This is a genomic window from Paenibacillus sp. OAE614 (assembly GCF_040546645.1).
Taxonomy (GTDB): domain Bacteria; phylum Bacillota; class Bacilli; order Paenibacillales; family Paenibacillaceae; genus Paenibacillus_AQ; species Paenibacillus_AQ favisporus.
Map to the genome: position 1 here is coordinate 297,805 of NZ_JBEPOD010000001.1, position 23,295 is coordinate 321,099.

At 53.9% G+C, this 23,295-nt stretch carries 24 protein-coding genes, 4 tRNA genes and 2 riboswitches; of the genes, 19 read left to right on the forward strand and 9 right to left on the reverse strand.

Features of this window, described 5'->3' with window-relative positions:
* Window positions 1–52 precede the first annotated feature (52 nt).
* The 6 genes from ABIE48_RS01565 (at window position 53) to ABIE48_RS01590 (ending at window position 2,767) form a co-directional block, all read left to right on the forward strand.
* Window positions 53–127, forward strand: a tRNA-Glu gene (locus ABIE48_RS01565).
* 194 nt (window positions 128–321) lie between these two features.
* Window positions 322–397: transfer RNA gene (locus ABIE48_RS01570), tRNA-Lys, on the forward strand.
* 31 nt (window positions 398–428) lie between these two features.
* A tRNA-Leu gene (locus tag ABIE48_RS01575) sits at window positions 429–514 on the forward strand.
* A 157-nt stretch (window positions 515–671) separates the two neighbouring features.
* Window positions 672–1,328 carry a ThuA domain-containing protein gene (locus ABIE48_RS01580; protein ID WP_192716283.1) on the forward strand — a complete coding sequence of 219 codons (657 nt, stop codon included), beginning with the start codon at window positions 672–674 and terminating at the stop codon, window positions 1,326–1,328.
* A 6-nt stretch (window positions 1,329–1,334) separates the two neighbouring features.
* Window positions 1,335–2,000, forward strand: coding sequence for an SDR family NAD(P)-dependent oxidoreductase (locus ABIE48_RS01585; RefSeq protein ID WP_192716284.1), 666 nt, complete (start codon window positions 1,335–1,337; stop codon window positions 1,998–2,000).
* A 26-nt stretch (window positions 2,001–2,026) separates the two neighbouring features.
* Entirely contained in the window at window positions 2,027–2,767 is a 741-nt protein-coding gene (locus tag ABIE48_RS01590) for an SDR family NAD(P)-dependent oxidoreductase (protein ID WP_192716285.1), read from the forward strand.
* Window positions 2,768–2,919: 152 nt separating this feature from the next.
* Here the strand turns inward: ABIE48_RS01590 and ABIE48_RS01595 are convergent, their stop codons facing one another.
* The 5 genes from ABIE48_RS01595 to ABIE48_RS01615 form a co-directional block, all read right to left on the reverse strand.
* The gene (locus tag ABIE48_RS01595; protein ID WP_354518168.1) at window positions 2,920–4,872 is read right to left on the reverse strand and encodes an amidase family protein; all 1,953 of its coding nucleotides are present in this window, start codon (window positions 4,870–4,872) and stop codon (window positions 2,920–2,922) included.
* Window positions 4,873–5,101: 229 nt separating this feature from the next.
* The gene (locus ABIE48_RS01600; protein WP_145025963.1) at window positions 5,102–5,941 is read right to left on the reverse strand and encodes an AraC family transcriptional regulator; all 840 of its coding nucleotides are present in this window, start codon (window positions 5,939–5,941) and stop codon (window positions 5,102–5,104) included.
* A 303-nt stretch (window positions 5,942–6,244) separates the two neighbouring features.
* A complete protein-coding gene (locus ABIE48_RS01605) occupies window positions 6,245–7,462 on the reverse strand; it encodes an MFS transporter (RefSeq protein WP_089549982.1) in 1,218 nt (405 codons plus the stop codon).
* Window positions 7,463–7,471: 9 nt separating this feature from the next.
* Window positions 7,472–7,855 (reverse strand): MarR family winged helix-turn-helix transcriptional regulator, encoded by a 384-nt coding sequence (locus ABIE48_RS01610; RefSeq protein WP_186326045.1) that lies wholly within the window; start codon window positions 7,853–7,855, stop codon window positions 7,472–7,474.
* Between the two features lie 202 nt (window positions 7,856–8,057).
* The gene (locus ABIE48_RS01615; protein WP_192716286.1) at window positions 8,058–8,675 is read right to left on the reverse strand and encodes a PAS domain-containing protein; all 618 of its coding nucleotides are present in this window, start codon (window positions 8,673–8,675) and stop codon (window positions 8,058–8,060) included.
* A gap of 247 nt (window positions 8,676–8,922) precedes the next feature.
* Here ABIE48_RS01615 and ABIE48_RS01620 point away from each other — a divergent pair, with 247 nt between their 5' ends.
* Window positions 8,923–9,279, forward strand: coding sequence for a helix-turn-helix domain-containing protein (locus ABIE48_RS01620; protein ID WP_076173486.1), 357 nt, complete (start codon window positions 8,923–8,925; stop codon window positions 9,277–9,279).
* A gap of 90 nt (window positions 9,280–9,369) precedes the next feature.
* On the opposite strand, the gene ABIE48_RS01625 is transcribed toward ABIE48_RS01620, so the two are convergent.
* Window positions 9,370–10,029, reverse strand: a complete 660-nt coding sequence (locus ABIE48_RS01625; RefSeq protein WP_192716287.1) for an urease accessory UreF family protein — start codon at window positions 10,027–10,029, stop codon at window positions 9,370–9,372.
* Between the two features lie 250 nt (window positions 10,030–10,279).
* Here ABIE48_RS01625 and ABIE48_RS01630 point away from each other — a divergent pair.
* Window positions 10,280–10,362 (forward strand) — tRNA-Leu (locus ABIE48_RS01630).
* Window positions 10,363–10,506: 144 nt separating this feature from the next.
* Here ABIE48_RS01630 and ABIE48_RS01635 read toward each other — a convergent pair.
* Window positions 10,507–11,001: a glutathione peroxidase gene (locus tag ABIE48_RS01635; RefSeq protein WP_145025948.1), complete on the reverse strand. Its 495-nt coding sequence runs from the start codon at window positions 10,999–11,001 to the stop codon at window positions 10,507–10,509.
* Window positions 11,002–11,311: 310 nt separating this feature from the next.
* Window positions 11,312–11,524, forward strand: a riboswitch (cyclic di-AMP (ydaO/yuaA leader).
* A 122-nt stretch (window positions 11,525–11,646) separates the two neighbouring features.
* Window positions 11,647–11,819, forward strand: a riboswitch (cyclic di-AMP (ydaO/yuaA leader).
* 137 nt (window positions 11,820–11,956) lie between these two features.
* Between ABIE48_RS01635 and ABIE48_RS01640 the strand changes: the two genes are divergently transcribed.
* The 5 genes from ABIE48_RS01640 (at window position 11,957) to kdpC (ending at window position 17,036) form a co-directional block, all read left to right on the forward strand.
* Window positions 11,957–12,346 carry a hypothetical protein gene (locus ABIE48_RS01640; protein ID WP_192716288.1) on the forward strand — a complete coding sequence of 130 codons (390 nt, stop codon included), beginning with the start codon at window positions 11,957–11,959 and terminating at the stop codon, window positions 12,344–12,346.
* A gap of 141 nt (window positions 12,347–12,487) precedes the next feature.
* Window positions 12,488–12,565, forward strand: coding sequence for a K(+)-transporting ATPase subunit F (gene kdpF, locus ABIE48_RS01645; protein WP_354502751.1), 78 nt, complete (start codon window positions 12,488–12,490; stop codon window positions 12,563–12,565).
* A 69-nt stretch (window positions 12,566–12,634) separates the two neighbouring features.
* On the forward strand, window positions 12,635–14,314 hold the full coding sequence (kdpA, locus tag ABIE48_RS01650) for a potassium-transporting ATPase subunit KdpA (RefSeq protein ID WP_354518172.1): 1,680 nt from the start codon (window positions 12,635–12,637) through the stop codon (window positions 14,312–14,314).
* A gap of 16 nt (window positions 14,315–14,330) precedes the next feature.
* Complete coding sequence (kdpB, locus tag ABIE48_RS01655) at window positions 14,331–16,361, forward strand: potassium-transporting ATPase subunit KdpB (protein WP_192716289.1); 2,031 nt, start codon at window positions 14,331–14,333, stop codon at window positions 16,359–16,361.
* A 57-nt stretch (window positions 16,362–16,418) separates the two neighbouring features.
* Window positions 16,419–17,036, forward strand: coding sequence for a potassium-transporting ATPase subunit KdpC (gene kdpC, locus ABIE48_RS01660; protein ID WP_192716290.1), 618 nt, complete (start codon window positions 16,419–16,421; stop codon window positions 17,034–17,036).
* 66 nt (window positions 17,037–17,102) lie between these two features.
* Here kdpC and ABIE48_RS01665 read toward each other — a convergent pair whose 3' ends face one another.
* A complete protein-coding gene (locus ABIE48_RS01665) occupies window positions 17,103–18,452 on the reverse strand; it encodes an Nramp family divalent metal transporter (protein ID WP_192716291.1) in 1,350 nt (449 codons plus the stop codon).
* A 241-nt stretch (window positions 18,453–18,693) separates the two neighbouring features.
* On the opposite strand from ABIE48_RS01665, the gene ABIE48_RS01670 reads away from it, so the two are divergent.
* The gene (locus ABIE48_RS01670) at window positions 18,694–19,113 is read left to right on the forward strand and encodes an organic hydroperoxide resistance protein (protein WP_089549991.1); all 420 of its coding nucleotides are present in this window, start codon (window positions 18,694–18,696) and stop codon (window positions 19,111–19,113) included.
* A gap of 39 nt (window positions 19,114–19,152) precedes the next feature.
* On the opposite strand, the gene ABIE48_RS01675 is transcribed toward ABIE48_RS01670, so the two are convergent.
* Complete coding sequence (locus ABIE48_RS01675) at window positions 19,153–19,503, reverse strand: hypothetical protein (RefSeq protein WP_260869442.1); 351 nt, start codon at window positions 19,501–19,503, stop codon at window positions 19,153–19,155.
* Here ABIE48_RS01675 and ABIE48_RS01680 point away from each other — a divergent pair.
* From ABIE48_RS01680 to ABIE48_RS01700, 5 genes are all read left to right on the forward strand, one after another.
* Window positions 19,456–19,620, forward strand: coding sequence for a zinc ribbon domain-containing protein (locus ABIE48_RS01680; RefSeq protein ID WP_397342080.1), 165 nt, complete (start codon window positions 19,456–19,458; stop codon window positions 19,618–19,620). The genes ABIE48_RS01675 and ABIE48_RS01680 overlap by 48 nt on opposite strands.
* A 180-nt stretch (window positions 19,621–19,800) precedes the next feature.
* A complete protein-coding gene (locus ABIE48_RS01685) occupies window positions 19,801–20,079 on the forward strand; it encodes a hypothetical protein (protein WP_089549992.1) in 279 nt (92 codons plus the stop codon).
* Between the two features lie 125 nt (window positions 20,080–20,204).
* Window positions 20,205–20,627, forward strand: coding sequence for a thiol-disulfide oxidoreductase DCC family protein (locus tag ABIE48_RS01690; RefSeq protein WP_145025927.1), 423 nt, complete (start codon window positions 20,205–20,207; stop codon window positions 20,625–20,627).
* A gap of 181 nt (window positions 20,628–20,808) precedes the next feature.
* Window positions 20,809–21,969: a P-loop NTPase family protein gene (locus ABIE48_RS01695; protein WP_145025925.1), complete on the forward strand. Its 1,161-nt coding sequence runs from the start codon at window positions 20,809–20,811 to the stop codon at window positions 21,967–21,969.
* Window positions 21,962–23,188: a TadA family conjugal transfer-associated ATPase gene (locus ABIE48_RS01700; RefSeq protein WP_192716292.1), complete on the forward strand. Its 1,227-nt coding sequence runs from the start codon at window positions 21,962–21,964 to the stop codon at window positions 23,186–23,188. The genes ABIE48_RS01695 and ABIE48_RS01700 overlap by 8 nt, the downstream gene beginning before the upstream one ends.
* The last annotated feature ends 107 nt before the right edge of the window (window positions 23,189–23,295 follow it).

The following is a 23,295-nucleotide window of genomic DNA, read 5'->3' on the forward strand; positions in this document are numbered from 1 at the left end:
TTTGTTCTATGCTATACTCAGTCTTGTCGTCAAGAAAGTGATGTTACGATATGGCCCGTTGGTCAAGGGGTTAAGACACCTCCCTTTCACGGAGGTAACATGGGTTCGAATCCCATACGGGTCACCACTTTCATTGCTTGCAACAGGGATGAGAACCCAAGAGGGTTCGTCGAAGCGCTGCATCGTTAGGATCAGCTTCGCAGTCTCGAACGAAGTGAGAGTATCCCATACGGGTCACCACTTTCATTGCTTGCAGCAGAATAAGAATTCCAATATCTGTACCATCTATAGCTTATGGGCGCACAGGTCGTGGATCATCGAGAGCCATTAGCTCAGTTGGTAGAGCACCTGACTTTTAATCAGGGTGTCGAAGGTTCGAGTCCTTCATGGCTCACCAGTTTTTTTAAATAGAAGTTCCCTTTAAACGTGCGGTAGTGGTGGAATGGCAGACACGCTATCTTGAGGGGGTAGTGGGCGTACGCCCGTGGAGGTTCGAGTCCTCTCTACCGCACCATAATTTGATTAATGACAATCCTTGCGAATGGGCAAGGATTTTTTTGTTATATCCACATTCTGCACGATCGGACCTGGAACCGGGTTGCGTGGCAAGCGGGTTTCTGGAATACTGGGAGTAATATACTTTGCAAACGCTGTCAATGGAGGGGAGCATCGTGAACATACTCGTATTATGCGACGATCAATGGCATCCGGCCGATGTAGTGAAGGGAGGCTTGGAGCCGCTTCGGGCAGGCGGGTTCAATTTTCACTACATTTTGGAAACCGGTGCCGAATGGCAGGACTCGCTGGAAAGGTTGCTTACGGAATATGATTTGCTGATCTTGGCGAAATCCAATCGGGTCTCCGCGGTAAAAGAGCAACCGTGGCTCACAGCCCAAACCGGTGGTCTGCTGCAGCGTTACGTCAGCGGGGGTGCCGGTCTGCTCGTTCTGCACTCCGGTACGGTAGGTTACCGGGACATAGAGGACGTGCGCGGGCTGGTCGGCGGAGTCTTTCATCACCATCCGGAGCAGTGTCCGGTCACGGTCGAGCCTGTACAAAACACGGAGATTACCCGGGGAGTCCAAGCCTTCACGTTGCAAGATGAGCACTATTTCATGGATATGACTGACCAGAGTGACGTGAATATATTTATGGTGACCCGGTCGGAACATGGAGAGCAGCCGGGCGGATGGACCCGAACGGAAGGCGAGGGAAGGGTTTGCGTGCTGACTCCCGGCCACAATTTGGCGGTTTGGCTGCATCCGGGCTACCAGCAGCTGCTGCGGCAAGCATTGACGTGGACCGCATCAGCGTCAAAAGGAGAATAACGAGTCATGGACCAGATTGTTTTGATTACGGAAGTTCACCGTCCGTGGGAATGCGCACTAGTTCAGGAATTCGCCAAAAAGGGATGGCGCGTCATGGGGTGCAGTCCCGTTCCCGAAGAGGAATTTCAGGACGACTTTGATACGGATAAAATACATATCTTCACGATGGATACAAGGTCCAGAGAATCGGTGCAGCAGGCAGTCCGGCGGACTCAGGAGCATACCAGCCGGGTGGATCTGCTCGTTTGCGGAACGGCATCCAGCCAGAGGAGGGAGGCGGCCGGAATCGCCAATATGTCGGCGGATCTCGTATTGGAAGATTACCAGGCGAATACGCTAGGTCCGATTCGTGTCATCGAGGCGTGCCTGCCTCTTATGGATAACGGGCTGCGAAGAATCGCGCTGCTGTCCGATGTCCAGGGCAGTTTGGGGCTTGGCCTTTCGGGGGCAGGGACAGGATATGCGATGTCCAAAGCTGCGCTGCATATGGCGTACACCATGCTGCATGGGGATCTGAGCGGGAAGGGGTTCACGTTCCGGCTGTTCGAGCCTGGATCGGAGCTTGAAACGGGGGCTTCGGCTGAAGCGGCGGCTGCTTATTTTACCGGGGCCCGGGAGGATGAAGAGCGGGTAGTTATGCTGGATTGGCGGGGACAGGAGATTCCTTTATAACGGGCTTAAAAAGGAGGTGCTTACGGATGAGCAGGAGCAGAATCGCCGTTGTTACAGGCGCGGACCGGGGGTTGGGACTCGGCATCACAAAAAGGCTGCTGGGGCTGGGCTGGGACGTTTTTGCCGGGAGTTACCTGGCGGATTGGCCGGAACTGACGGAGCTTAGACAGAAAGAGCCGGAGCGGCTGCATATCATTCCGCTGGACGTAGCCAGCGATGAGAGCGTTCAGGAGGCCAGCCGGGCGGTTGAGGGCAAGACTGATCGGGTGGATGTGCTGATCAATAATGCGGGGATCGCCACGCGTTACCCCAGAACGATTCATGAAGAGCAGATCGAGGAGGAACTGCTGCGAATTTACAACGTTAACGCGGTTGGGCCCATGCGGATGGCGCAGGCGTTTGTGCCGCTGCTGAGAGCGGGATCCGGAAAGCGCATGTGTTTCGTGTCCTCGGAAGCGGGGAGCATCAACCGCAGCTTTCGCGATAACTGGTACGGGTACTGTATGTCCAAAACCGCGCTGAACCGGGGTGTTCAATGCCTGTTTGACGAACTCCGTCCCGAAGGCTTTACCTTTCGCCTGTACCATCCGGGCTGGGTCAGATCCTATATGTCGGGTGAGTTGAATACCGACGGTGACCTGGATGCCGATGATGCGGCGCGCATGGCGGTGGCCTATTTTCTGCGGGATCGCTATGAAGGACCAGGGATTCAGGAGGAGGACCGGCTGGTCATGAGGGACTGGCTGGGCCGGGAGTGGCCGTGGTAGGAAGCTGATATGGAAAAAGAAAAAGCGCACCTTGCGGCACGCTGAAAGGGTCGGACCTGATTACGGTGTCCGCCCGGACAGGCAGCCGGGGGTGCGCTTTTTGAAAATGAATCTTAGAAGGTACGTCGGATAGACGATTTTCTTGGGTGTTCTTAAGGCGTCGTCTGCGGAGCCGCGCGGTGGTGAGTGTGCTGCTCAAAGCTGTACGCCAGCTTGATCAGCTCCGGCTCGCTGAAGGCTCTGCCGAAGAAATCGATGCCGACCGGCAGATGGTCGCTGGTGAAGCCGGCCGGTACGGTGACCGTCGGCCAGCCGGTGAAGGAGCTTAGTTTGAAGGCGTCGCCCGCCACCTGCTCCTGGCCGATTTTCACGGCTGTTTTGGAGGAGGTCGGGAAGATAAGGGCATCCAGATGGTTGTCCGCCATCATTTTGAGGACCGCTTCCTGTACGTATTTAGTGCGGAACAGGACGATGTCCTTGTACTCCTGGGCATCCAGCGATTCACGGTTGTTGCGGTCGATCAGGGCCTTTTCAATCGACGGGTCGTATTTGCCCGAAGCGATTAGCTCGTCCAAAGACTTGTAAGGCGTAGCGTCGCCGAGGGACTTCAGGTAGTCGTTGAATTGGAACTTGAATTCCCAGGCGCTTAGGCTTCCATATTTGTTGATGAGATCGAAGTTCGGAATTTTGACGTTGTCCACCAACGTCGCCCCGGCCGCTTTCATCTCTTCGATAGACTGGGACACGACTGCGTTGACCTGGGCGTCGTCTCCGAATACTTCGCGGACGATGCCGATCCGTGCTCCTTTGAGGCCGTCCTTATCGAGATAATCCGTATAATCCTTCGGCACGAAGCCGACGCTCTTCGCGGTTGCGATGTCTTTTGGGTCATAGCCTGCCGTCGCGTTCAATATGAATGCGGCGTCTTCCACGGTACGCGCGATCGGGCCGCCGGTATCCTGCGTCAGGGCAAGCGGAGCGATGCCGTAGCGGCTCGACAAGCCGACCGTCGGACGAATGCCGACCAGGCTGTTGAACGAGGAAGGAATCCGGATCGATCCGCCGGTGTCGGTACCCATGCCTACGGCTGCCAGATTGGCGGCTACCGCGGCTGCGGTTCCACCGCTGGATCCGCCGGGCACGCGGGTCGGGTCATAAGGGTTCAGCGTCTGCCCACCCAATGAGCTGACGGTTGTATAGCCAAAAGCGAACTCATGCAGGTTAGCTTTGCCGATAATGATTGCCCCAGCATCGCGCAGCTCCTTGACTTGTGTGGCATCCTCCGGAGGGATGACATCCTTTAAGCCAATATTCCCGGAAGAGGTCGGCATATCGGAAGTGTTGTAGTTGTCTTTGACGATCACCGGGATCCCGTGCAGCGGGCTGCGTTCCCCTTTGGCTGCGCGTTCGGCGTCCAGCTGCTTCGCCGTTTCCAGCGCTTTATCGTTCAAGGTGATGATGCTGTTCAGCTTCGGGCCCTGGTCATCGTACTTCGCGATCCGGTCCAAATACTGCTGGACAAGTTCCTCTGAGGTCAGCCGGCCGATTTCCATCGCCTTTTGCATCTCCGCAATAGTCGCTTCCGTCAGCTTGAACGGCTGCAAATATTGATACAGGCGGTAGATGATCGTGGCGGCTTCCCGGTGCGTCAGCGGCTTGCCGTATCCGAAAGTTTGGGAGGAGCTGCCCTGCATAAGGCCGGCGGTATAGACATTGGCGATGGCTTTGCTGTAAGGGCTGCCTCCGGCAATGTCTTGGTAGCCTGCGGAAGCGGCGTAAGGGACATGGATGACGGAATCCAGCAGTACGGCGGCCTTTTCGCGTGTCAATGCACCGCTAATATTGGAACCGGATGGGCTTACCGTCGTCCCGGCTTCTTCAGCAGCGAGTTTCATCGCTTCGGCAAACTCTGCGGCGGTAATCGGTTTGCTGCTGGCGGTAAGGGAGGTCAGAGATTTGGGCATCCAGTTCTGGGACAGTGCATCGGCCGTCTCACCGCTTAGAGCTGCTGCGGAAGCGGCTGGTGAGGCAAAGGCCAGCGTCGGGGTCAGCGATAAAGCTGAAACGATTAAAACCGTGAATAGATTGCTCTTAAAACTCTTCAAGTCGTTTTCCTCCAATACAGCGTTATGTATTCTGACTTTTTGGCGGAAGGAAGGCATCGTTTGAAATTTCCGCGGGAGAAACTTCGCAGGATGGAGGACGAACCCGCAGAAACTGGGGATAAACGAATGCCTTCACTCCGTCATTGGAGTCTATTATATTGAAGAAGAGTTAACATGAATTGTATAAAACGGAAGTCGTGTCAGGAAAGTTTACGCAGTAATAACTAGATTACGATTTCCGCAGGAGCTGCACCATCCAGCGGGTTGGGCATTCGCTGCTGAATTTTTTGAACTCGTGGATAAAGTGGGCCTGGTCGTAATAGCCGTACTCTGAAATAATGTCGTTAAAAGCCGCCCGCGACGGATGCAGCAGTCTGCCCACGGCCGATTGATACCGGATGATTTGGCAGAACAGCTTGGGAGAGAGGCCTATATACGCCTCGAACAGGGAGCGAAAACTCCGTGTTGAACAGTCCATGGCTGTAGAGAGCTCGGTTATGCTGATATTGCCGCAGGACTGAAAAATAAGCCGGATGGCCTGATAAAAGTGCGATGGTACAGAAGCCGCAGTGCATGGCCCGGAATGAAGCAGCTTACGGAGGCCGCTGTGGAAACTGGATATTCTGCGATGGAAAGAGGCGTCTTCCTGCTGGATTTGCTGTATGGCGGCGGCTGGAATGGATAAGGCGCGATCCAGCGGCGTGGATCGGTCCGCTAATTCTTTTAGCGGAATTTTAAAAGCAGGAGCGAGGGGGACGGGAAGCAGCCGGACACCGAAGTATAACGTGCCTGGACGAAACGGCACCTCCCGGCGGCAAAGAACGCTGCCGAGAAGCACAGAATCGGTAGGGGAGCCTCCGATCGGGAACAACATATCGACATGTCCCCCGGGCAGCACGGGGCAGCGTCCAGAGTGGCCGCATGGGACCGAAAATTGGTAGAACAGAACAGGCAGCGGAGTGTCTGGTAATAAGTCGCAATGCTCTGTGTAATCGGTAAAATGCTTGGCAAAGCCCGGCTGAACGGGCATAAACGTCTCGAAGGCAGTGGATGCGGCCGGCATGTTCATCGTAATCTCTCCCCCGGAATTGGAATAGGAATATGGCTTATGGCTTATGGTAGATAATATGACTATTTTACTCCTTGATTGATAGATTTGAAAGTGTATTTAACATTTTAAGTTATAAAATATGACATGTATTAATGTTGTAATTTTCAATGATGCATCGGGGGAGCCTCTAGAGGAACCCGGGGGAACTACAGGGAGTAGAGTGATCTGTGGGCTGGGGGCATATGGCTGTGATTGTAAAAGAAATAAAAAGCACCCTTCTGCCAGGCAGAAAGGTGCTGAATCGATCAAGCCCAAGGGGCTTTAGACGGTTGTGGATGTTCCGGTATCGCGGTTTGGCATGTTGTTGTTCTTGGCCCGTTTGGCAAGATAGAACGCGTATACCATGATGAACAGGACGAGGAACAAGGATGCGTAACGGTACATTGCCCCGTAAGTCGAATATTGGGCAATCTGGCCCAAAATCATGGCTCCAACGGCGATGCCAAGGTCCAGTGAGTTGAAATACATACTGTTGGCGAGTCCCTGCTTTTGCGGAGGAACCTGCTGCAGCATCCAGGATTGAAGGGTCGGTTGAACCGTGCCGAATCCGAGGCCGTAGCACAGGGCGGCAAGGGCTAAAAATCCGGTGGTATGGGCATAAGACAACAGCCATAGCCCCCCAATGAGCAGCACTGCCGACGGAATGAGCAGGGCGATATGCCCCTTGCGGTCGTAAATTTTGCCCGAGATGGGCCGAATCAGCACGACGGCGGCCGCATTGAACAGAAAGAAGAGCGATGCGTTCGCGAGGCTGGCCTCTTTTCCGAACAAATTAATAAAACTGAGCAGTCCGCCATAGGTAATGGACATCAGCAGGTTCATCAGGCTGGGCAGAAGGAGCGCTTTCGGAAAGCCCTGCTTCTGGGGAACCGCCGTAAATTCTTTTGGAATGGCCGGGGCGGCCGGTTTTACCTTTTTGGTCAGCGGAATGACCAGCGGGAAGATCAGGGCAATAACGATTAGCGTAGCATATACCAGCGTGTCGAACCCTTTATTCTCCAGAAGCGCCGTCCCGATGACGGGTCCAAGCGAAAGGGCGATGCTTGTCGACAGTCCGAAATAGCCCATGCCCTCGCCCAGCCTGCGGACCGGTATAATACCGGATGCCATCGTAGGCAGCGTCGTGCTGCCCATGCCGAAGCCCACGCCGAACACGATCCGCATCAGCAGCAGCAGCGCCATCGTGCCGCTCCACAGGTAACCGAAGGTGGCGAGCAGCGCTAAGGCAAGGCCGATATATAAGATTTGATTACGGATGCCTCTCTCCAAAGCCTTGGCGGAATACAGGCGCGCCGCGATCGCAGCCAGCGAGAACAGGGTCGTAAACATGCTGACCATGAAGGCGCTGGCGTGAAAATGTTCTTTTACATAGCCGGACAGAGGGGATACGATCATTTGCAAATTTAAAAATAACAGCAGATTGCACAGCGTAAGCATAATAAACTCACGTGTCCACAGTTTCTCTCGGGTGTCGTTCATAGGTGACTCCTACTCCATTAAAATTCGGTCTATATTTTTATTGATTTGATCCATGATGCGGTTCAGTGACTCCAATTGCTCGTCCGTAATGCCGGCGATCAGCTCGTCATTGAGCTTCAGCTCCATCGGGATCGTTTCTTTCATCAGCTCCTGCACGGCTGGCGTGGCGTAGATTAAATAAGCCCGGCGGTCAGCCGGATCCGGCTTGCGCTGAATCAGTTCTTTCTTGTCCAGCACATCGAGAATGCGGGTGATGGAGGGCTGATCTTTGCCGGAGCGAAGCGCGAGTTCCTTCTGGTTAATGCCTTCCTGGAGGTGAACCTGGTACAGCACGGACCATTGCTCGGGTGTGATGCCGAAAGGCTTAAGCAGGCCTGCAAAAATAGAAGACATTCTGCGGGACATATTTCCGTATCGGAAACCGATCGTTTGGGATGAAGATGAGAAGCGGGTCAGGGAAAACACTCCTTCAAAAAATAATTGTCATAACAATTATATGGATATGAACAAAGAACGTCAACGAAAAAAAGCTGCGGCGCGTTGACGATGATTTTGAAGAAGTGTTTTGTTGGGGAAGAGACTGGAGGTAGTGCAGCTACTGGTGAGTAGGCGTGTCCAATATGGACGAGTACTTGGGATACAGCCGCCGTATGCAGTCCGGGCAAATATCGTGCGTGAATTCGGTGTGGGCATGCTTTTGCAAAAAACTCTCGATGGAATTCCATAAGTCATCGTCATCGCGAATTCGTTTGCAGACGGCGCAGATGGGCAGCAATCCGCGTAGAGTGCGGATCTGGGATAAGGCGATCATCAAGTCGTTCTCGAGCTGCTTGCTTCGGCTGATATCCGACAGGCAGACGATCATTCCCCGGGGTTCCTCCCTGGCGCCGTTCCGGAGCGGGAAAGCCTCGATTTGAAACCAGCGGGAGGGCTGGATGCAGCTCGATCGGAATTCGTTCCTGTAGTATGTAGAAATACCCTGCAAAACCGCCTGGAGTCTGTCCAGGTCTTGTTCGTCTTCTCCCGAAAGGGCGTCGGCGATTTGCATAAAATTAATACCAACCCAGTTAAAGGATTGGGGGACGCCTTCGTCATATGCGCTTTGAATCCAGGCGTGGTTCACTGAAATGATAACTCCTCCGGCATCCACGACGGCAATACATTGCTTCATGGCATGGATCAATTCATGATAAGAAATGTCTAGTGTGTGCAAAAGCGGTCGCTCCCTGTCTTGGTATTGGTCATAAGCGGGCCCGAATCGCGTTGGAAAGGTAATGTCAGATATGAAGTGAATGATTGCAGGGCGGTTGGAATAGAAAAGGGACTAATGATACAATAAGAGCCATAGGTATGGAAATTCCTAATATAAAGAATACTATACACGTTTTTGCGTCATATTGCAAGCATAAAATTACTTAAATGCGTCGTTTTTTTGCGACATGACTGGAAGGCGGTTTTTTATGCAATCCATTTACGGACGTATTGAGGCATTGATTAAGCAGAAGGGGATGACCAAAAAGTCGTTTTGCGAGCAGCTTAATATCAGCACGGGGAATTTCGGAGATTGGAAAAGGGGGAAGTCCACCCCGAGCACCAATAAATTGATCGAAATTTCGAGCTTTTTCGGCGTCAGCCTTGACTGGCTGATTCTGGGCAAGGAACCGGGGCCGTATATGGTGAAAGAGCAGCAGGATCCTTATTTGTGGGAAAACGGAAGGCAGTTAAACGAAATGCCGCTCTCCGATCACGAGAAGGAGTTTATCAAGGAGTACATCAAGTTTGTGGAATACCGGAAGAACCAGTCCCGCGATCAGTAAGATGAGGGTCAAGTACATACTTGGGAACAGAAAAAGGCACTTCGCTGCGGCAGGGCAGAGCGGAGTGCCTTTGTGGTGTTGTTAAAGAGGTCAAGAGGCGATATGGGAGTCGTTCTCCTGGATATTGACAAGGTCTGTGGGCAGGGAGTCTTTCTCCGCTGTCCATGCGCGCTCCATTTCAGCCGTCCATTTGCCGGCCAACGCTTTGGCGTCGTGAGGCGGAATGCTTAGCGAGCGGGCAGCGAGCTGGATGCATGTGCAGACCGCAGATTGCATATAGCCATAAACGGTGTGGTCGCGGCTGGACCCGAGCTGATAGTTGACATAGGCATGCGTCGTGGCCAGGCAGACGGGAGACAGCTCCTTCTGCGCGAGTTCGTCAAGAACCTTCAGATTGAGCCAGGGGTACAGGGCCTGGGCCAGTTTCAAAAGTCTTCTTCCCCGTTGGCGCACCGCTTCATCATTTTCATGTGCAGCGATTCTTCCGAGGATATACCGGTCAATTCGGGCGATCTGACGGATATCCCGTTGGTCGGCAGCTGCGTAAATCGCCAGAATGGCCGCGCCGTCTTGGCGGACCAAGCGATTCATCATCGGATGAAGGATGAATCCTTCCAGCTCTTCCTGGTTCTGGATGCGCCCTTCTGCAATCCGGGTTTGGAGGTCGAACACATGGATGAAGCCTCCAACCGACAAGTCGTTATCCAGCGTTTGCACGTAATCGAGCAGTTTGGTGCTTTTGTCGTTCAACACGGTCACCTCCATATTTTTGTGGTAAAAAACATTACGTGAATTGCAAAGTATAATCATCGATCATTATTATTTGTAAGTTAATATTACATGAATATAATGATTTGTCAATGTTAGGGCGACTCAATCACTGTTTTTGTTGTTTAATGTGTTATGTAATATTACATAATTGGTGTTCTGATGCATTTCCCTTTACAATTCGGATGATTTTGTGTATAATAAAAAAGTTCGCTAAATGAACTTTGGATATGCGGTAGTGGTGGAATGGCAGACACGCTATCTTGAGGGGGTAGTGGGCGTACGCCCGTGGAGGTTCGAGTCCTCTCTACCGCATCTATGAACACAGAAAGAAGCTTCCTTGGAGAAATCCAGGGAAGCTTTTTTTTTTGCTTATTGCATTTTCGTATATTTCGGGGTCCCGCAAAGCAAGTGAATTCGGATCGCAGCAAGTAGCGTTATTTTGTGGGGCTGATTTGCCTATTCGCTTTTTCCGGATTCAAGCAGCTTGCGGATGTCGTTTTCGATTTTGTCGGGTGTCGTTTTGGGCGCGTAACGCTTGATGACCCTTCCCTTGGAATCGACCAGGAACTTGGTAAAGTTCCACTTGACCGCTTTTGATCCGAGCACGCCCGGCGCTTCCCGGGTAAGGTATTGAAACAGTGGATGGGCGTTGCTGCCCTTGACGTCGATCTTCTCAAACATCGGGAACGTGACCCCGTAATTCATCTGGCAGAATTCGCCGATCTCCTCGCTGGTACCTGGCTCCTGATTGGCAAACTGGTTGCTCGGAAAACCGAGAATTTGAAAATGATGGTCGCGGAATTCGTCGTACAGCTCCTGCAGCCCGCGAAACTGCGGCGTAAATCCGCATTTGCTGGCCGTGTTCACGATCAGCAGCACGTCACCTTCATATTCCTTTAACGATACCTCTTTGCCGCGCAGCGTGTTCACTTGAAAATCATAGACGCTCACTGCCATCCTCCTCCTTTTGTGCTGCTATGAATCATCATCCAGCCGAAGCATTTACCAAGCGCACAATTTAATTTTAAACGATTGAACTGTAATGTCAATGCGGATATTCCTGCGAGCCGGTGTCCCGGAATGACCTGGTTTCCATAAATGCGCCAAATCGGGAGCATGGAAGAGGTAGAAGTCAAAAAGCCAAAATGTAAGCGCTAATAAGGTCCTGAATGTTCCAAAATTCGCGGTTCATGATTTTTAGACTGCCTTTACAGCTTGGAAGGAGCGGGTGTATGATTCAGAGCGTATTCAATACAGTTTCCATTACTAATCGCTGAGTTTCCGCAAAAAAGCGCGGAAATCGGGGGAACCAAACGCGTGCCATGGAGCAGCGAACCGGTGTGAGAGTCGGGGGTCTGCTGCCAGCCGCAGGGGTGAATCCCGGCTACGGATGCCATGGATATCCGGCCGGGTAGAGCGACTCTCACCGCTCGAATCCGTCAGCTAACCTCGTAAGCGTCGTTTGAGAGAGGAATGATGAAACTTGCGACCCGAATAAACTTTCGGATCACAGGGGGATCAGCTGGCCTCTGTGTTTTTTTTACCCTTTTTTAGCTTACTGGAACAAAAGAGAGCATTCATCACAATCACATACAATTATCAATAACGCTTAATTTCGGCCGGAAACGGCCGGGAGCGGGGGAACCACAGCGGCCGCCTGGAACGGAAGCCGCCGGGGTGAATCTTTCCGGTACGGCAAGTACCGGAAGGTAGGGCGACTCTCACGCCCGAATCCGACAGCTAACCTCGTCAGCGTAACGGGAGAGGCAGCACTTGTCGTGCGCATTTTGAATAAAGGACGATCCTATTCATATTCGTCTACATTCAAGAAGCCGCGGGAAAGGTCCTTCTTTCCCTGCGGCTTCTTTTGCGTATTTGCGGCTGCCGCACAGGAGGAGCCTTTGAAATGGACAACGTCGTCATCGTGACCGCGCCGAACGAGGCGGGACGCAATTTTATCAAGCTGCTGATGTATTGGAAAAGGCCCTTTGCCGTTCTGACCAACAGCGCTCAGGAGGAGCGCCTCTTGAGAAAGATGGGGGTGCAGCGGATCATCCGGCTGAATACGAATCAAGCGGAGTATTGGGTGGTGCCCGAAATGGAGGTCGGCAAAATCTTTCTGTTTGAAAGCAGCCTCAACTTGACCTGCCGCTATTTGCAAATCTGCCGTCCCTGGACGTCGGAACCGGTATATGTCATTACGCAGAGGGGCAGCTCACCCGGCATTTACCGGGGGCTTGGTGCCGATCACATCATTTATACCTTAAACGGCGAAGTCGGATTTTTACTGAAATAAAGATGATTCTAACCATGCAAAGGAGAGACCGGAAACGATGATGGATGTATATATGATACTTGCACTCGCTGCCACCTATGGCGTGTTCTTGTTATTTCTTCATTGGTGCGGCCGAGTGGTGGAAGAAGGGGGCAAAGACCAATGATCGTCGTTGGGGCATTCGCCGTGCTTGTCTTTATCTATTTGGTTTACGCCTTGATCCATCCGGAAAAATTTTGACCGGTATTTTAAATCTGTAAGCCTCAAGGGGCCAAAGCAGAACATGCTCGTAAGAGGGGGAAGCCAACCTTGGATATTTTGCAAATTTGTATCGTGATTTTCGTGCTCCTGCTGCTCGTGAAGCCGGTAGGCACTTACGTATATCATATGTTCTCCAATGAACCGAATCGGACGGACCGGATCTTCAGCGGCGTGGAAAGAGTTCTATACCGGATCATCGGGCTGAAGCAGCGGGGCAGCATGAATTGGAAAAAGTACGCGCTCAGCATGATCGCAACCAATATTTTTCTGGTAGCGATCAGCTATATATTGCTCCGAACGATGGGCGGCCTTCCGGGCAACCCGAGCGGCATCGGCAATATGGAGGCGAGCCTGTCCTTCAACACGGTCATCAGCTTTATGACGAACACGAACCTCCAGCATTACAGCGGAGAGAGCGGCATGTCTTATTTTGGCCAAATGATCGTCATCACGATGATGATGTTTACCTCGGCCGCTTCGGGCCTGGCTATCGCGATTGCTTTTATGCGCGGCATCACCCGCAGGGGTGAGGGACTCGGGAACTTCTTCGAGGATTTTATCAAGGCGCATGTCCGCCTGTTCGTGCCGCTCGCTCTCATCGTGACCCTGGTGCTGGTCGGGCTCAAAGTGCCGCAGACGCTGGAGCCGATGCGGGCCGTGCAAACGCTGGGTGGCGGCGTGCAGCAGATTCCGCTGGGTCCTGTAGCCTCGCTGGAATCGATCAAGCACCTCGGAACGAACGGGGGAGGTTTCTTCGGCGTCAACTCGGCCCATCCGTTCGAGAACCCGAGCCCGCTGACCAACGTGATCGAAATTCTCAGCATGTGGACGATTTCGGCGTCACTGCCTTACACGTTCGGACGGTTCGCCCGGAACAAGAAGCAGGGCTGGATGATTTTCAGCGTCATGATGACGCTGTTCGTAGCGTTCCTGTGCCTGACGTATTTCTCGGAAAAAGCCGGCAACCCGCTGATCAACCAATTGGGAATCAACAGCTCGGCCGGCAGCATGGAAGGCAAGGAGGTGCGCTTTGGTATCGCGCAGTCCGCGTTGTTCACAACCGTCACCACCGCCGCTACGACGGGGTCGGTCAACAACATGCATGATACGCTGACGCCGCTGGGAGGACTTGCGCCCTTGGCCGAAATGATGCTGAACGTCGTGTTCGGCGGCAAGGGGGTCGGCTTCGTCAATATGATCATGTATGCGATCCTCGGCGTATTTATCTGCGGCCTGATGGTTGGCCGGACGCCGGAATTTCTGGGGCGGAAGATCGAAGCCCGGGAGATGAAGCTGATTGCGGTGGCAATTCTGATGCATCCCTTCATTATTCTTGCGCCGACGGCGATTTCGTTTATGACGCACCTGGGAACCGATGCCTTTACCAATCCTTCGTATCACGGCTTGAGCCAGTCGCTCTATGAGTTCACCTCCTCGGCGGCGAATAACGGCTCCGGGTTCGAGGGATTGGCGGACAATACCGTATTCTGGAATGTAAGCACCGGTCTGGTGATGCTCCTCGGCCGATATATTTCGATTATCGCGCTGCTCGCCGTTGCAGGTTCGCTGGCGGTGAAGCAGAAGGTCGCTGAGACTCAGGGCACCTTCCGGACCGACAACAAGCTGTTCGCCGGCATTTTGACCGGAACCGTGCTGCTGATCGGGGCGCTGACGTTCCTTCCGGTCCTCGTTTTGGGGCCGGTCGCCGAATTTTTAACACTTAACTAAAGAGGTGGAGCAAGTCATGAGCGGACAACGCAAAAGCATGCTGTCTGGCGGCATTGCCAAACAGGCGCTGAAAGACAGCTTTATGAAACTGAACCCGGCCGTAATGATGAAAAATCCGGTCATGTTCGTTGTGGAGGTCGGCACCTTCGTGGTGCTGCTGATGGTTCTTTTTCCCTCTTATTTTCATACCGAGGGACGGATAGGGTTTAATCTGACCGTGTTTCTGATATTGCTCTTCACCGTCCTGTTCGCGAATTTCGCGGAGGCGCTGGCGGAAGGCCGGGGTAAGGCCCAGGCCGATACGCTCAAGAAGAGCAAAAAAGACACGACGGCGAACAAAATCGTGGGCGGCGAGATCAAGGTCGTCAGCTCGGCCGAGCTGCGCAAAGGCGATGTCGTCATTGTCTCCCAAGGCGAGATGATCCCGGGTGACGGGGAAGTCATCGAAGGCCTTGCATCGGTGGACGAATCGGCGATTACCGGCGAATCGGCACCGGTGATCAAAGAAGCCGGCGGCGATTTCAGCTCAGTCACCGGGGGAACCCGCGTCGTCAGTGACCAGATCAAGGTGATGATCAAAAGCGATCCGGGCGAATCGTTCCTGGACCGGATGATATCCCTGGTCGAAGGGGCGGCGCGCCAGAAAACACCTAATGAAATCGCGCTTAACACGCTGCTTACAACACTAACGTTGATATTTCTGATCGTGGTCGTCACGTTAGCGCCAATTGCCAAGCATTTCGGCATTTCGCTGGATATCCCGGTGCTGATCTCCCTGCTCGTGTGCCTCATTCCGACGACGATCGGCGGGCTGCTGTCCGCCATCGGCATCGCGGGCATGGACCGGGTTACGCAGTTCAACGTGCTGGCCATGTCGGGGAAAGCCGTCGAGGCATCCGGCGACATCAACACGATCATTTTGGATAAAACGGGTACGATTACCTTCGGTAACCGGATGGCGAGCCAGTTCATTCCGGTGGGGGGCGCGGATTACGCGGAAACCGCTTATTGGGCGTCCGTCAGCTCGGTTAAAGACGAGACGCCGGAGGGCCGCTCCGTGCTGGAGCTGGTGAAGAAGCAGTCGATGGAGGTACATCCGGAAGCGGCCGCCGCTGGAGAGTTTATCGAGTTCAAGGCGGAGACGCGGATGAGCGGCATCGACCTGGTGGATGGGCGGCATGTCCGTAAAGGAGCGGTGGACGCGGTGAAGCGCTGGGTGCAGGCCCAAGGTGGAAGTATTCCGGCGGATCTGGATATGGAATCCGATAAAATCGCGTCGGAAGGCGGTACGCCACTGGCTGTCGCCGTGGACGGCCGTATTTACGGGTTGATTCACCTGAAGGATACGGTCAAACCCGGCATGAAGGAACGCTTTGACCAGCTCCGGCAAATGGGGATCAAGACGATCATGTGTACCGGCGACAACCCGCTGACCGCGGCTACGATCGCCCGGGAGGCAGGCGTTGACGATTTTATCGCTGAGAGCAAGCCGGAGGACAAAATCGCGGTCATCCGCCGCGAGCAGGCCGAAGGGAAGCTGGTCGCCATGACCGGCGACGGCACGAACGACGCGCCGGCGCTGGCTCAGGCCGACGTCGGGCTCGCGATGAACAGCGGCACGGCGGCCGCGAAGGAAGCGGCCAACATGGTCGACCTCGATTCCGATCCGACGAAGATCATCGAGGTCGTGGCCATCGGCAAGCAGCTGTTGATGACCCGCGGCGCGCTTACCACGTTCAGCATCGCGAATGACGTGGCTAAGTATTTTGCCATCATCCCCGCCATGTTCATGGCCGCCATCCCGGAAATGAACGTGCTGAACGTCATGAAGCTCGGCTCGCCGCTTTCGGCGATCTTGAGCGCCTTGATTTTCAATGCGGTCATTATCCCGCTGCTCATCCCGCTGGCGATGAAAGGGGTGGCCTACAAGCCGGTAAGCTCGTCCCGCCTGCTGAGCCGCAACCTGCTGATCTTTGGCCTTGGCGGCGTGATTGCGCCTTTTATTGGCATCAAGCTGATTGATCTGGTGGTTCATTTGTGGATTTAAATAGAATGAACTAAAGAAATGGATAAGCGATAGATTATGATAAAGGGATGATAAGATATGAAAACGACAGTGACGACGGCGGTCGGCGAAGAAAAGTGGAACGGCTCCTTGTGGGGTGTCGCGCTGCGCACGAGTCTGGTGCTGATCGTCCTATGCGGGATTGCGTATCCGCTGGTGAGCACCGGCCTGGCCCAGCTGATCTTTCCAAACCAGGCGAGCGGCAGCATGCTAAAGGACAGCACGGGAAAGGTCGTGGGTTCCGAGCTGATTGGCCAGTCCTTTACGGACCCTTCCTTCTTCCAGGGGCGGGTTTCCAGCATTGATTACAAGGCAGAGGGTTCGGGATCGAACAACTATGCCCCGTCCAATCCCGAGCTGCTGAAGCGGGTTCAAGCCTCGATCGCGGATTGGCAAAAGAACAACCCTGACGTGCCAGTCAGCGAGCTTCCGGTGGACCTGATCACCAACTCGGGCTCCGGGCTGGATCCCCATATTACACCCGAATCAGCGAAAGCTCAGGTACCGCGGATCAGCAAGCTGCGCGGCGTTTCGGCCGATGAGCTGGACCGTCTCATTGAGCGGAACACAGAGGGCCGGGACCTCGGCGTATTCGGCGAGAAGCGGGTCAATGTGCTGAAGCTTAACCTGGCCCTGAGCGAGCTTGGCAAGTCCTGATATTTTAAAAAAGCCCCGTATCCATGGCATCCATGAGATACGGGGCTTTTATTGTGTCCGTTGCTATTAACCGAAAATGGTCTGAATCAGAAGGTACACGTTCAGGACAATGATAAACGCCGTCACGACCCAGGCCAATATTTTGACCCAAACCGGATTGACGAATTTGCCCATAAGCTTCTTGTCGCTAGTAAACTTGACCAGCGGAACCACCGCAAACGGCAGCTGGAGGGACAGGATGACCTGGCTCAGAATGAGCAGATCCTCGGTGCCGCTCTCGCCGTAGATGGCCGTCACGATGACCGCCGGGATGATGGCGATCATCCGGGTGATCAGCCGGCGCAGCCAGGACGGCAGCCGCAGGTTCAGGAAGCCCTCCATGACGATCTGTCCGGCGAGCGTGCCGGTCAGCGTCGAGTTCTGGCCCGATGCCAGCAGGGCGACGGCGAACAAAATACTTCCGAGCGTCGTTCCGAGCAGCGGCGTCAGCAGATGGTACGCATCGCTGATGTCGGCGACCGTAGTCATCCCCGCCTTGTGGAATGTCGCCGCCGAGACGATCAGGATCGCCGCGTTGATGAACAGGGCAAGCGTCAGCGCAATCGTCGAATCCCACACGGAAAATTTGATGGCTTCCCGCTTGCCCTTGTCGGTGTTTTCGTACTGCCGGGTCTGCACGATCGATGAGTGAAGGTACAGATTATGCGGCATAACGGTCGCGCCAAGGATGCCGATGGCGATATAGAGCTTCTGATGATCGGTCACCAGATCGGCCGTCGGGATGAACCCGGTGAAGATGCTGGCGGCATCCGGCTTGGAGAGCCACAGATCGATCCCGAAGCACAGTCCGATCGTCACGATCAGCACGATGACGAGCGTCTCGATCGCCCGAAAGCCCTTGTGCTGCAGCAGCAGCACCAGCAGGACGTCGAGGGCGGTGATCAGCACGCCGTACAGGATCGGAATCCCGAACAGCAGCTTCAGGGCGATCGCCGAACCGATGACTTCGGCCAGATCACATGCTGCGATGGCCAGTTCACACAGCACCCACAGACCGATGCTGACGGGCTTGCTGTAATGGCTGCGGCACGCCTGCGCCAGGTCGTGTCCCGTGACGATGCCGAGCTTGCTGCACAGCGACTGGAGCAGGACGGCCATCAGGTTCGACAGCAGGATCACGGCCAGCAGGGAATAGCCGAACCGGGATCCCCCGGCGATGTCCGTCGCCCAGTTTCCGGGATCCATATAGCCTACAGCAACCAGATATCCGGGGCCGACAAAGGCCAGAAATTTGCGAAAAGTCGAGGCGTTCACCGGGACTTTCATAGATTGGTTTACGTCAGAAAGCGAAGTTCTTTCCTTCGGTTTCTCCCACGTATTGGACTTGGAAGGATGTATAATTTCGGTGTCTTTCATATGCATCACACCTTATTAAAATTATTGTAATGTAATAAATGTTCTACTATTCATTGTACTCATACAAATTTGTTTGTCTAGGGAAACTTTTATGTGGTTGTACAATTATTTTTGGGACACACAAGAATGGGATGCACACCTCTTCTGAATAGCCATTATCCGAAGGATCCCGTTTCAAATAGGAAGGATCGCTTTAATTAATGAGGGTAAGGTCAAATTTCAGGAAAAGGAGTCGATGAAGATGAAAGCTCTATATACGGCAACGGCAACGGTCCATGGCGGCCGGGAGGGTTCGGTCGCATCCTCCGATGGTGTCCTGAAGCATGAACTCAGTATGCCCAAAGAATTAGGCGGAGCCGGCGGCAATGGAACCAACCCTGAGCAGCTGTTTGCAGCCGGGTACGGTGCCTGCTACGAAAGCGCACTGGCCAATGTGGCCCGCCAGGCCGGCGTGAAGCTCAATGATGTGGAAGTCACTTCCAACGTCATGATCGGCAAAGACGAGAGCGACGGCGGTTTCCGCCTTGCGGCCCGTCTCGATATCAAGCTGCCCGGGATCGAACGTGAACAAGCGGAAGAGCTTGCGAAAAAGGCGCATGAATTCTGCCCGTATTCCAAAGCCACGCGGGGGAATATCGATGTCGAGCTGAACGTTATTTAAATAACGCCAGGATGTATCCGAACGTCTATCGACGTACCTTCATAGAAAACTGGCCGCGTTTCGCGGAAGTTTTCCGTGCGATGATGGAATGGCTTTAGCTCCGCTGAATTTTATCATCGTAACAAAAGCCGGGGGCTCACCACGCGGTGGCGGCTGCTTCCGGCTTTTTGTCGATCCTTTTTCGGCATAACCATATCCCTGGAACGATTTCCACCGCCCTGGCGTAAAATAGTTAGGCACCAAAGGAAAGGGGAGATCAGCTTGAGCATTAAGGACATCATTGAGGATCGTTTTGTTTGCGTTAAGTGCAAGGGGCGGATCTGCGACATCCGTGAGGTTTCCATGACGGGAGCCGGCCTCAGCAAGATGTTTGATATCCAGCATATCCATTTTTTATTTGTTTCCTGCAAGCATTGCGGGAATGTTGAGGTGCTTAATCCCGATATTTTGGAAGGGAAAAAGAAAGATCAGCTTGGCACGATTCTGGATATTTTCTTTGGGAGGTAGGCATCCTTTATATTGAAGGGAAGCAAAAGCGATCGGTACTGTAGAGACATATTGGGGCCAAATACATGAATTACATACCCTTCTTTGTTGACATGATATATAAAATTCATTTAATATGTCTAAGTACTTGTTACGTACTATTTGTCCGAGGCAAGAAAACTAAATAAACGGGTGATGCATATGTCTTACAGACCGATCATTACGAACGTCAGAGAAGCCAGCAGCAATGAAAAAAGCGGATTGTACGAATTCATTATCAACCTGGCTGACGGAACAGAGTGCCGTGCGTTCTATAACCGTTTTCCGGAATGGAAAATGACTAACATCAGCCGATTGCAGAAAACTCCTTGTCCTGTATGCCGCAAAGACTTTATTTGCAAGTGCATGGAGAGCTTTACAGGCGAGCTGGAACAGCAAATCGTTGAGAACCAATGGATTGATAAGGCGCTTGCCCATTAATATCATCCAGGAGATACAGGTGCGGGATTATGAATCCCGTGCTTTTTTCTATATTGAGGGAGTAATAAGGTGGCTTGATTTACGAGGCAATAAGGAAGATACTGGAGGTAAGGGAGGGCTCGCCGATGACCATGCAGCAAGGAAACGCAGGTAAGCCAAATGCCATTGTTCTGATTGACGGCGTCTGTCATTTATGCCAGGGGCTGACCAAGTTCATTCTCCAACGGGATCCGGCAGGAATATTCCATTTTGCCTCACTTCAGTCCGAGATCGGAGAGAAGCTGCTCCGGGAGGGCGGATTGCCAGTCGGAACCCTAAATACCGTCGTTCTGATTGAAAACGGACGCTACTATACGGAATCTGCTGCGGCTTTGCGGATTGTGCGGCGTTTAAAGCAGCCTTGGCCGCTTCTGTATGCTTTCATCGCTGTGCCTGCGCCGCTCCGGAACGTGATCTATCGCTGGGTCGCGCGCAACCGGTACCGCTGGTTTGGCAAGGAGGAAGCCTGCCTGCTGCCCACGCCAGAGATTAGGAACCGTTTTCTGTGAAAAATGAACTGTCACCGGATCGATTTTTTCATGTCAAAGTGTATTGTGTTTCCGGTCCGGATGTGATAAATTCTAAATTAAGTAAATACTTACCAATAGCGGAAGCACCGTTTAACACCCGCCAGGCGGGTTGTTGGACGGTGCTTTTTTGCTGTCTGGAAACAAGGAGGGATCATTCGTAATGGTACCATACCGAATTACGCTTGCGGTCAAGGAGGCGCAGTATCTGGAGGGTATCCTGCACTATGTTCACAGCAGCGAGTTTGGGGACAAGCTGCACATATCCGGATTCACTAAATTGGACGCTTTTTTGAAGTATATGGACGGCGAGGAGCTGCCCGACGCCGTCGTTGGGGAGGCCGCCTTCCTGGAACCCTGGCTTGCCGGGAAGAACGGCGATATACCGAACTGGATTTTGCTCGGACATGGGGAGGCCGCCTCTATACAAGGACCGATGCTCCCTAAATATCAGCCCCTTCCGGAGCTGATGGCTTCCATCCTCGGCTTATGCCGGAGGGAAGGTCAGCGGCGTACACTGCCGGTGGCAGACGGAGAGGCCGTGACGATCGGCTTCGTCTCCGTTGTGGGCGGGAGCGGGAAGACGACCGCAGCCGTTAATATGGCCAAACAGCTGGGGGCGGCCGGCCTGTCGGTATTTTATTTGAACCTCGAAACCGTGAACAGCAGCGGAATTTTTCCCAGACAGGGGGGCGGTGCGGAGAGTGCCGAGGGGCTGCCCGGGATGCTGTATGAGCTGAAAGCGGCCCAGGAGGAGAAGCATGTGCAGACAATGGTATCTCCGGAGCCGTACACCGTCCATCATCCGGGAATTCGTGCGGATTGGTTCAAACCCGTCACCAATTTGAAAGAGCTGGTTCAATTGGGTAAGGCCGATACACGGAAGCTGCTGCAGAGCATCGCGGCAAGCGGCCGGTACGACGTGGTGATCGCCGACACAGATTCCGGGCCGAACGAACGCATGGCCGCCGTCCTGGAAGGATGCCGCCACCTGGTCTGGCTGATGCTGGACGATATCACCAATCTGTACAAAAACGGCCAGTGGTTTGCGTTTATGGAGCGAAGCCAGCCGGAACTGTTCGCCGAGCTTGCCGGAAAGAGCCGGTACGTGGTCAATCGGTTCACCGGGCAGCTGGCCAATCCGCTGCCCGCGTGCATTCCGGAGGTGGACGGCGTTCTGCCGTATATCCCTTCCTGGAAGCAAAACAGCAACGAAGAGCTGCTGCTCAGCTCGCCGATCTACCAGCGGGATATCCTCAAGCTGTGCAAGTCCCTCTTGGGGGACTCATTCGTCAGTGGTTCGGGGGTGAGGGGATATGGATGAAGAGCTGTTCCGCGAGCTTCGTCAAGAAATCCGGTCCGGACTGGACGTGACTTCTGCGCTGGGCAACCGGGAGCTGATGCAGTATATCGAGCGGACGGTGTTCAGGAGACCTGAGCTTCGCGAGCTGACCGCGCAGGAGAAGCGCAGCCTGATCCGGCGGATCTTCGATTCGTTCCGCGGGCTCGACATTTTGCAGCCTTTAGTGGACAATCCCGCGATTACCGAAATTATGATCAACAGCCACGAGGATATTTTTATCGAGCAGGACGGCGTGGTGTCCCGGCTGCCGCTGAAGTTCGAATCGAGGTCGAGGCTTGAAGACATTATCCAGTCGATCGTTGCCGGCGTGAACCGCGTCGTCAACGAGTCTTCGCCGATCGTGGACGCCAGGCTGAAGGACGGCTCGCGGGTCAACATCGTCCTGCCGCCGGTTGCGCTGAAGGGGCCGACGATGACGATCCGGAAGTTCCCCGAATCGCCGATGACGATGCAGGACTTGATCGTCCGGAGAGCACTGAGTCAGGAGGCGGCTGAGTTTCTGCAGCAGCTGGTGGTGGGGAAATACAACATCTTTATCAGCGGCGGGACGGGTTCCGGCAAAACGACGTTCCTCAATGCCCTGTCGCAGTTCATCCCGCCGGACGAACGGGTGATCACGGTTGAGGATTCGGCTGAGCTTCAGATTGTCACGGTCCCCAATCTGGTCGCTCTGGAGACCCGTAACGCCAACACTGAGGGGAGAGGGGAAATCGCCATCCGGGATCTGATCCGCTCCTCCCTTCGGATGCGTCCCAATCGGATCGTGGTCGGCGAGGTCCGGGGGAGCGAAGCGCTCGATATGCTGCAGGCGATGAACACCGGCCATGATGGAAGCTTATCGACAGGCCATGCGAACAACACGCGCGATATGATCAGCCGGCTGGAGACGATGGTGCTGAGCGGAGCGGATCTGCCTGTGCCTGTCGTCCGCCAGCAGATCAGCTCGGCGATCGATATTTTTGTCCATCTGTCCAGGATGCGCGACCGCACGCGGAAGGTCACTGAAATCAGCGAGGTGGCCGGGCTGGAGAACGGCGAGGTGGTCCTTAATCCGCTGTTCCGTTTTCGGGAGACGGGGGAGAAGGAAGGAAAGGTTGAAGGGGAGCTGGAGCCGACGGGAAACGGATTGATTCATGTCGCAAAGCTTCAGGCTGCGGGAATCGCCGCCGCAAAGAAGTGAAGCGGACATTTATAATTCAAATATGAAGAGATTGGGGTCGCGGGCTGCTTGATTCAGCATCAAATTAAAAGGCCTTAATAAACCAGTTGGGTACTGTCACCAGGGAG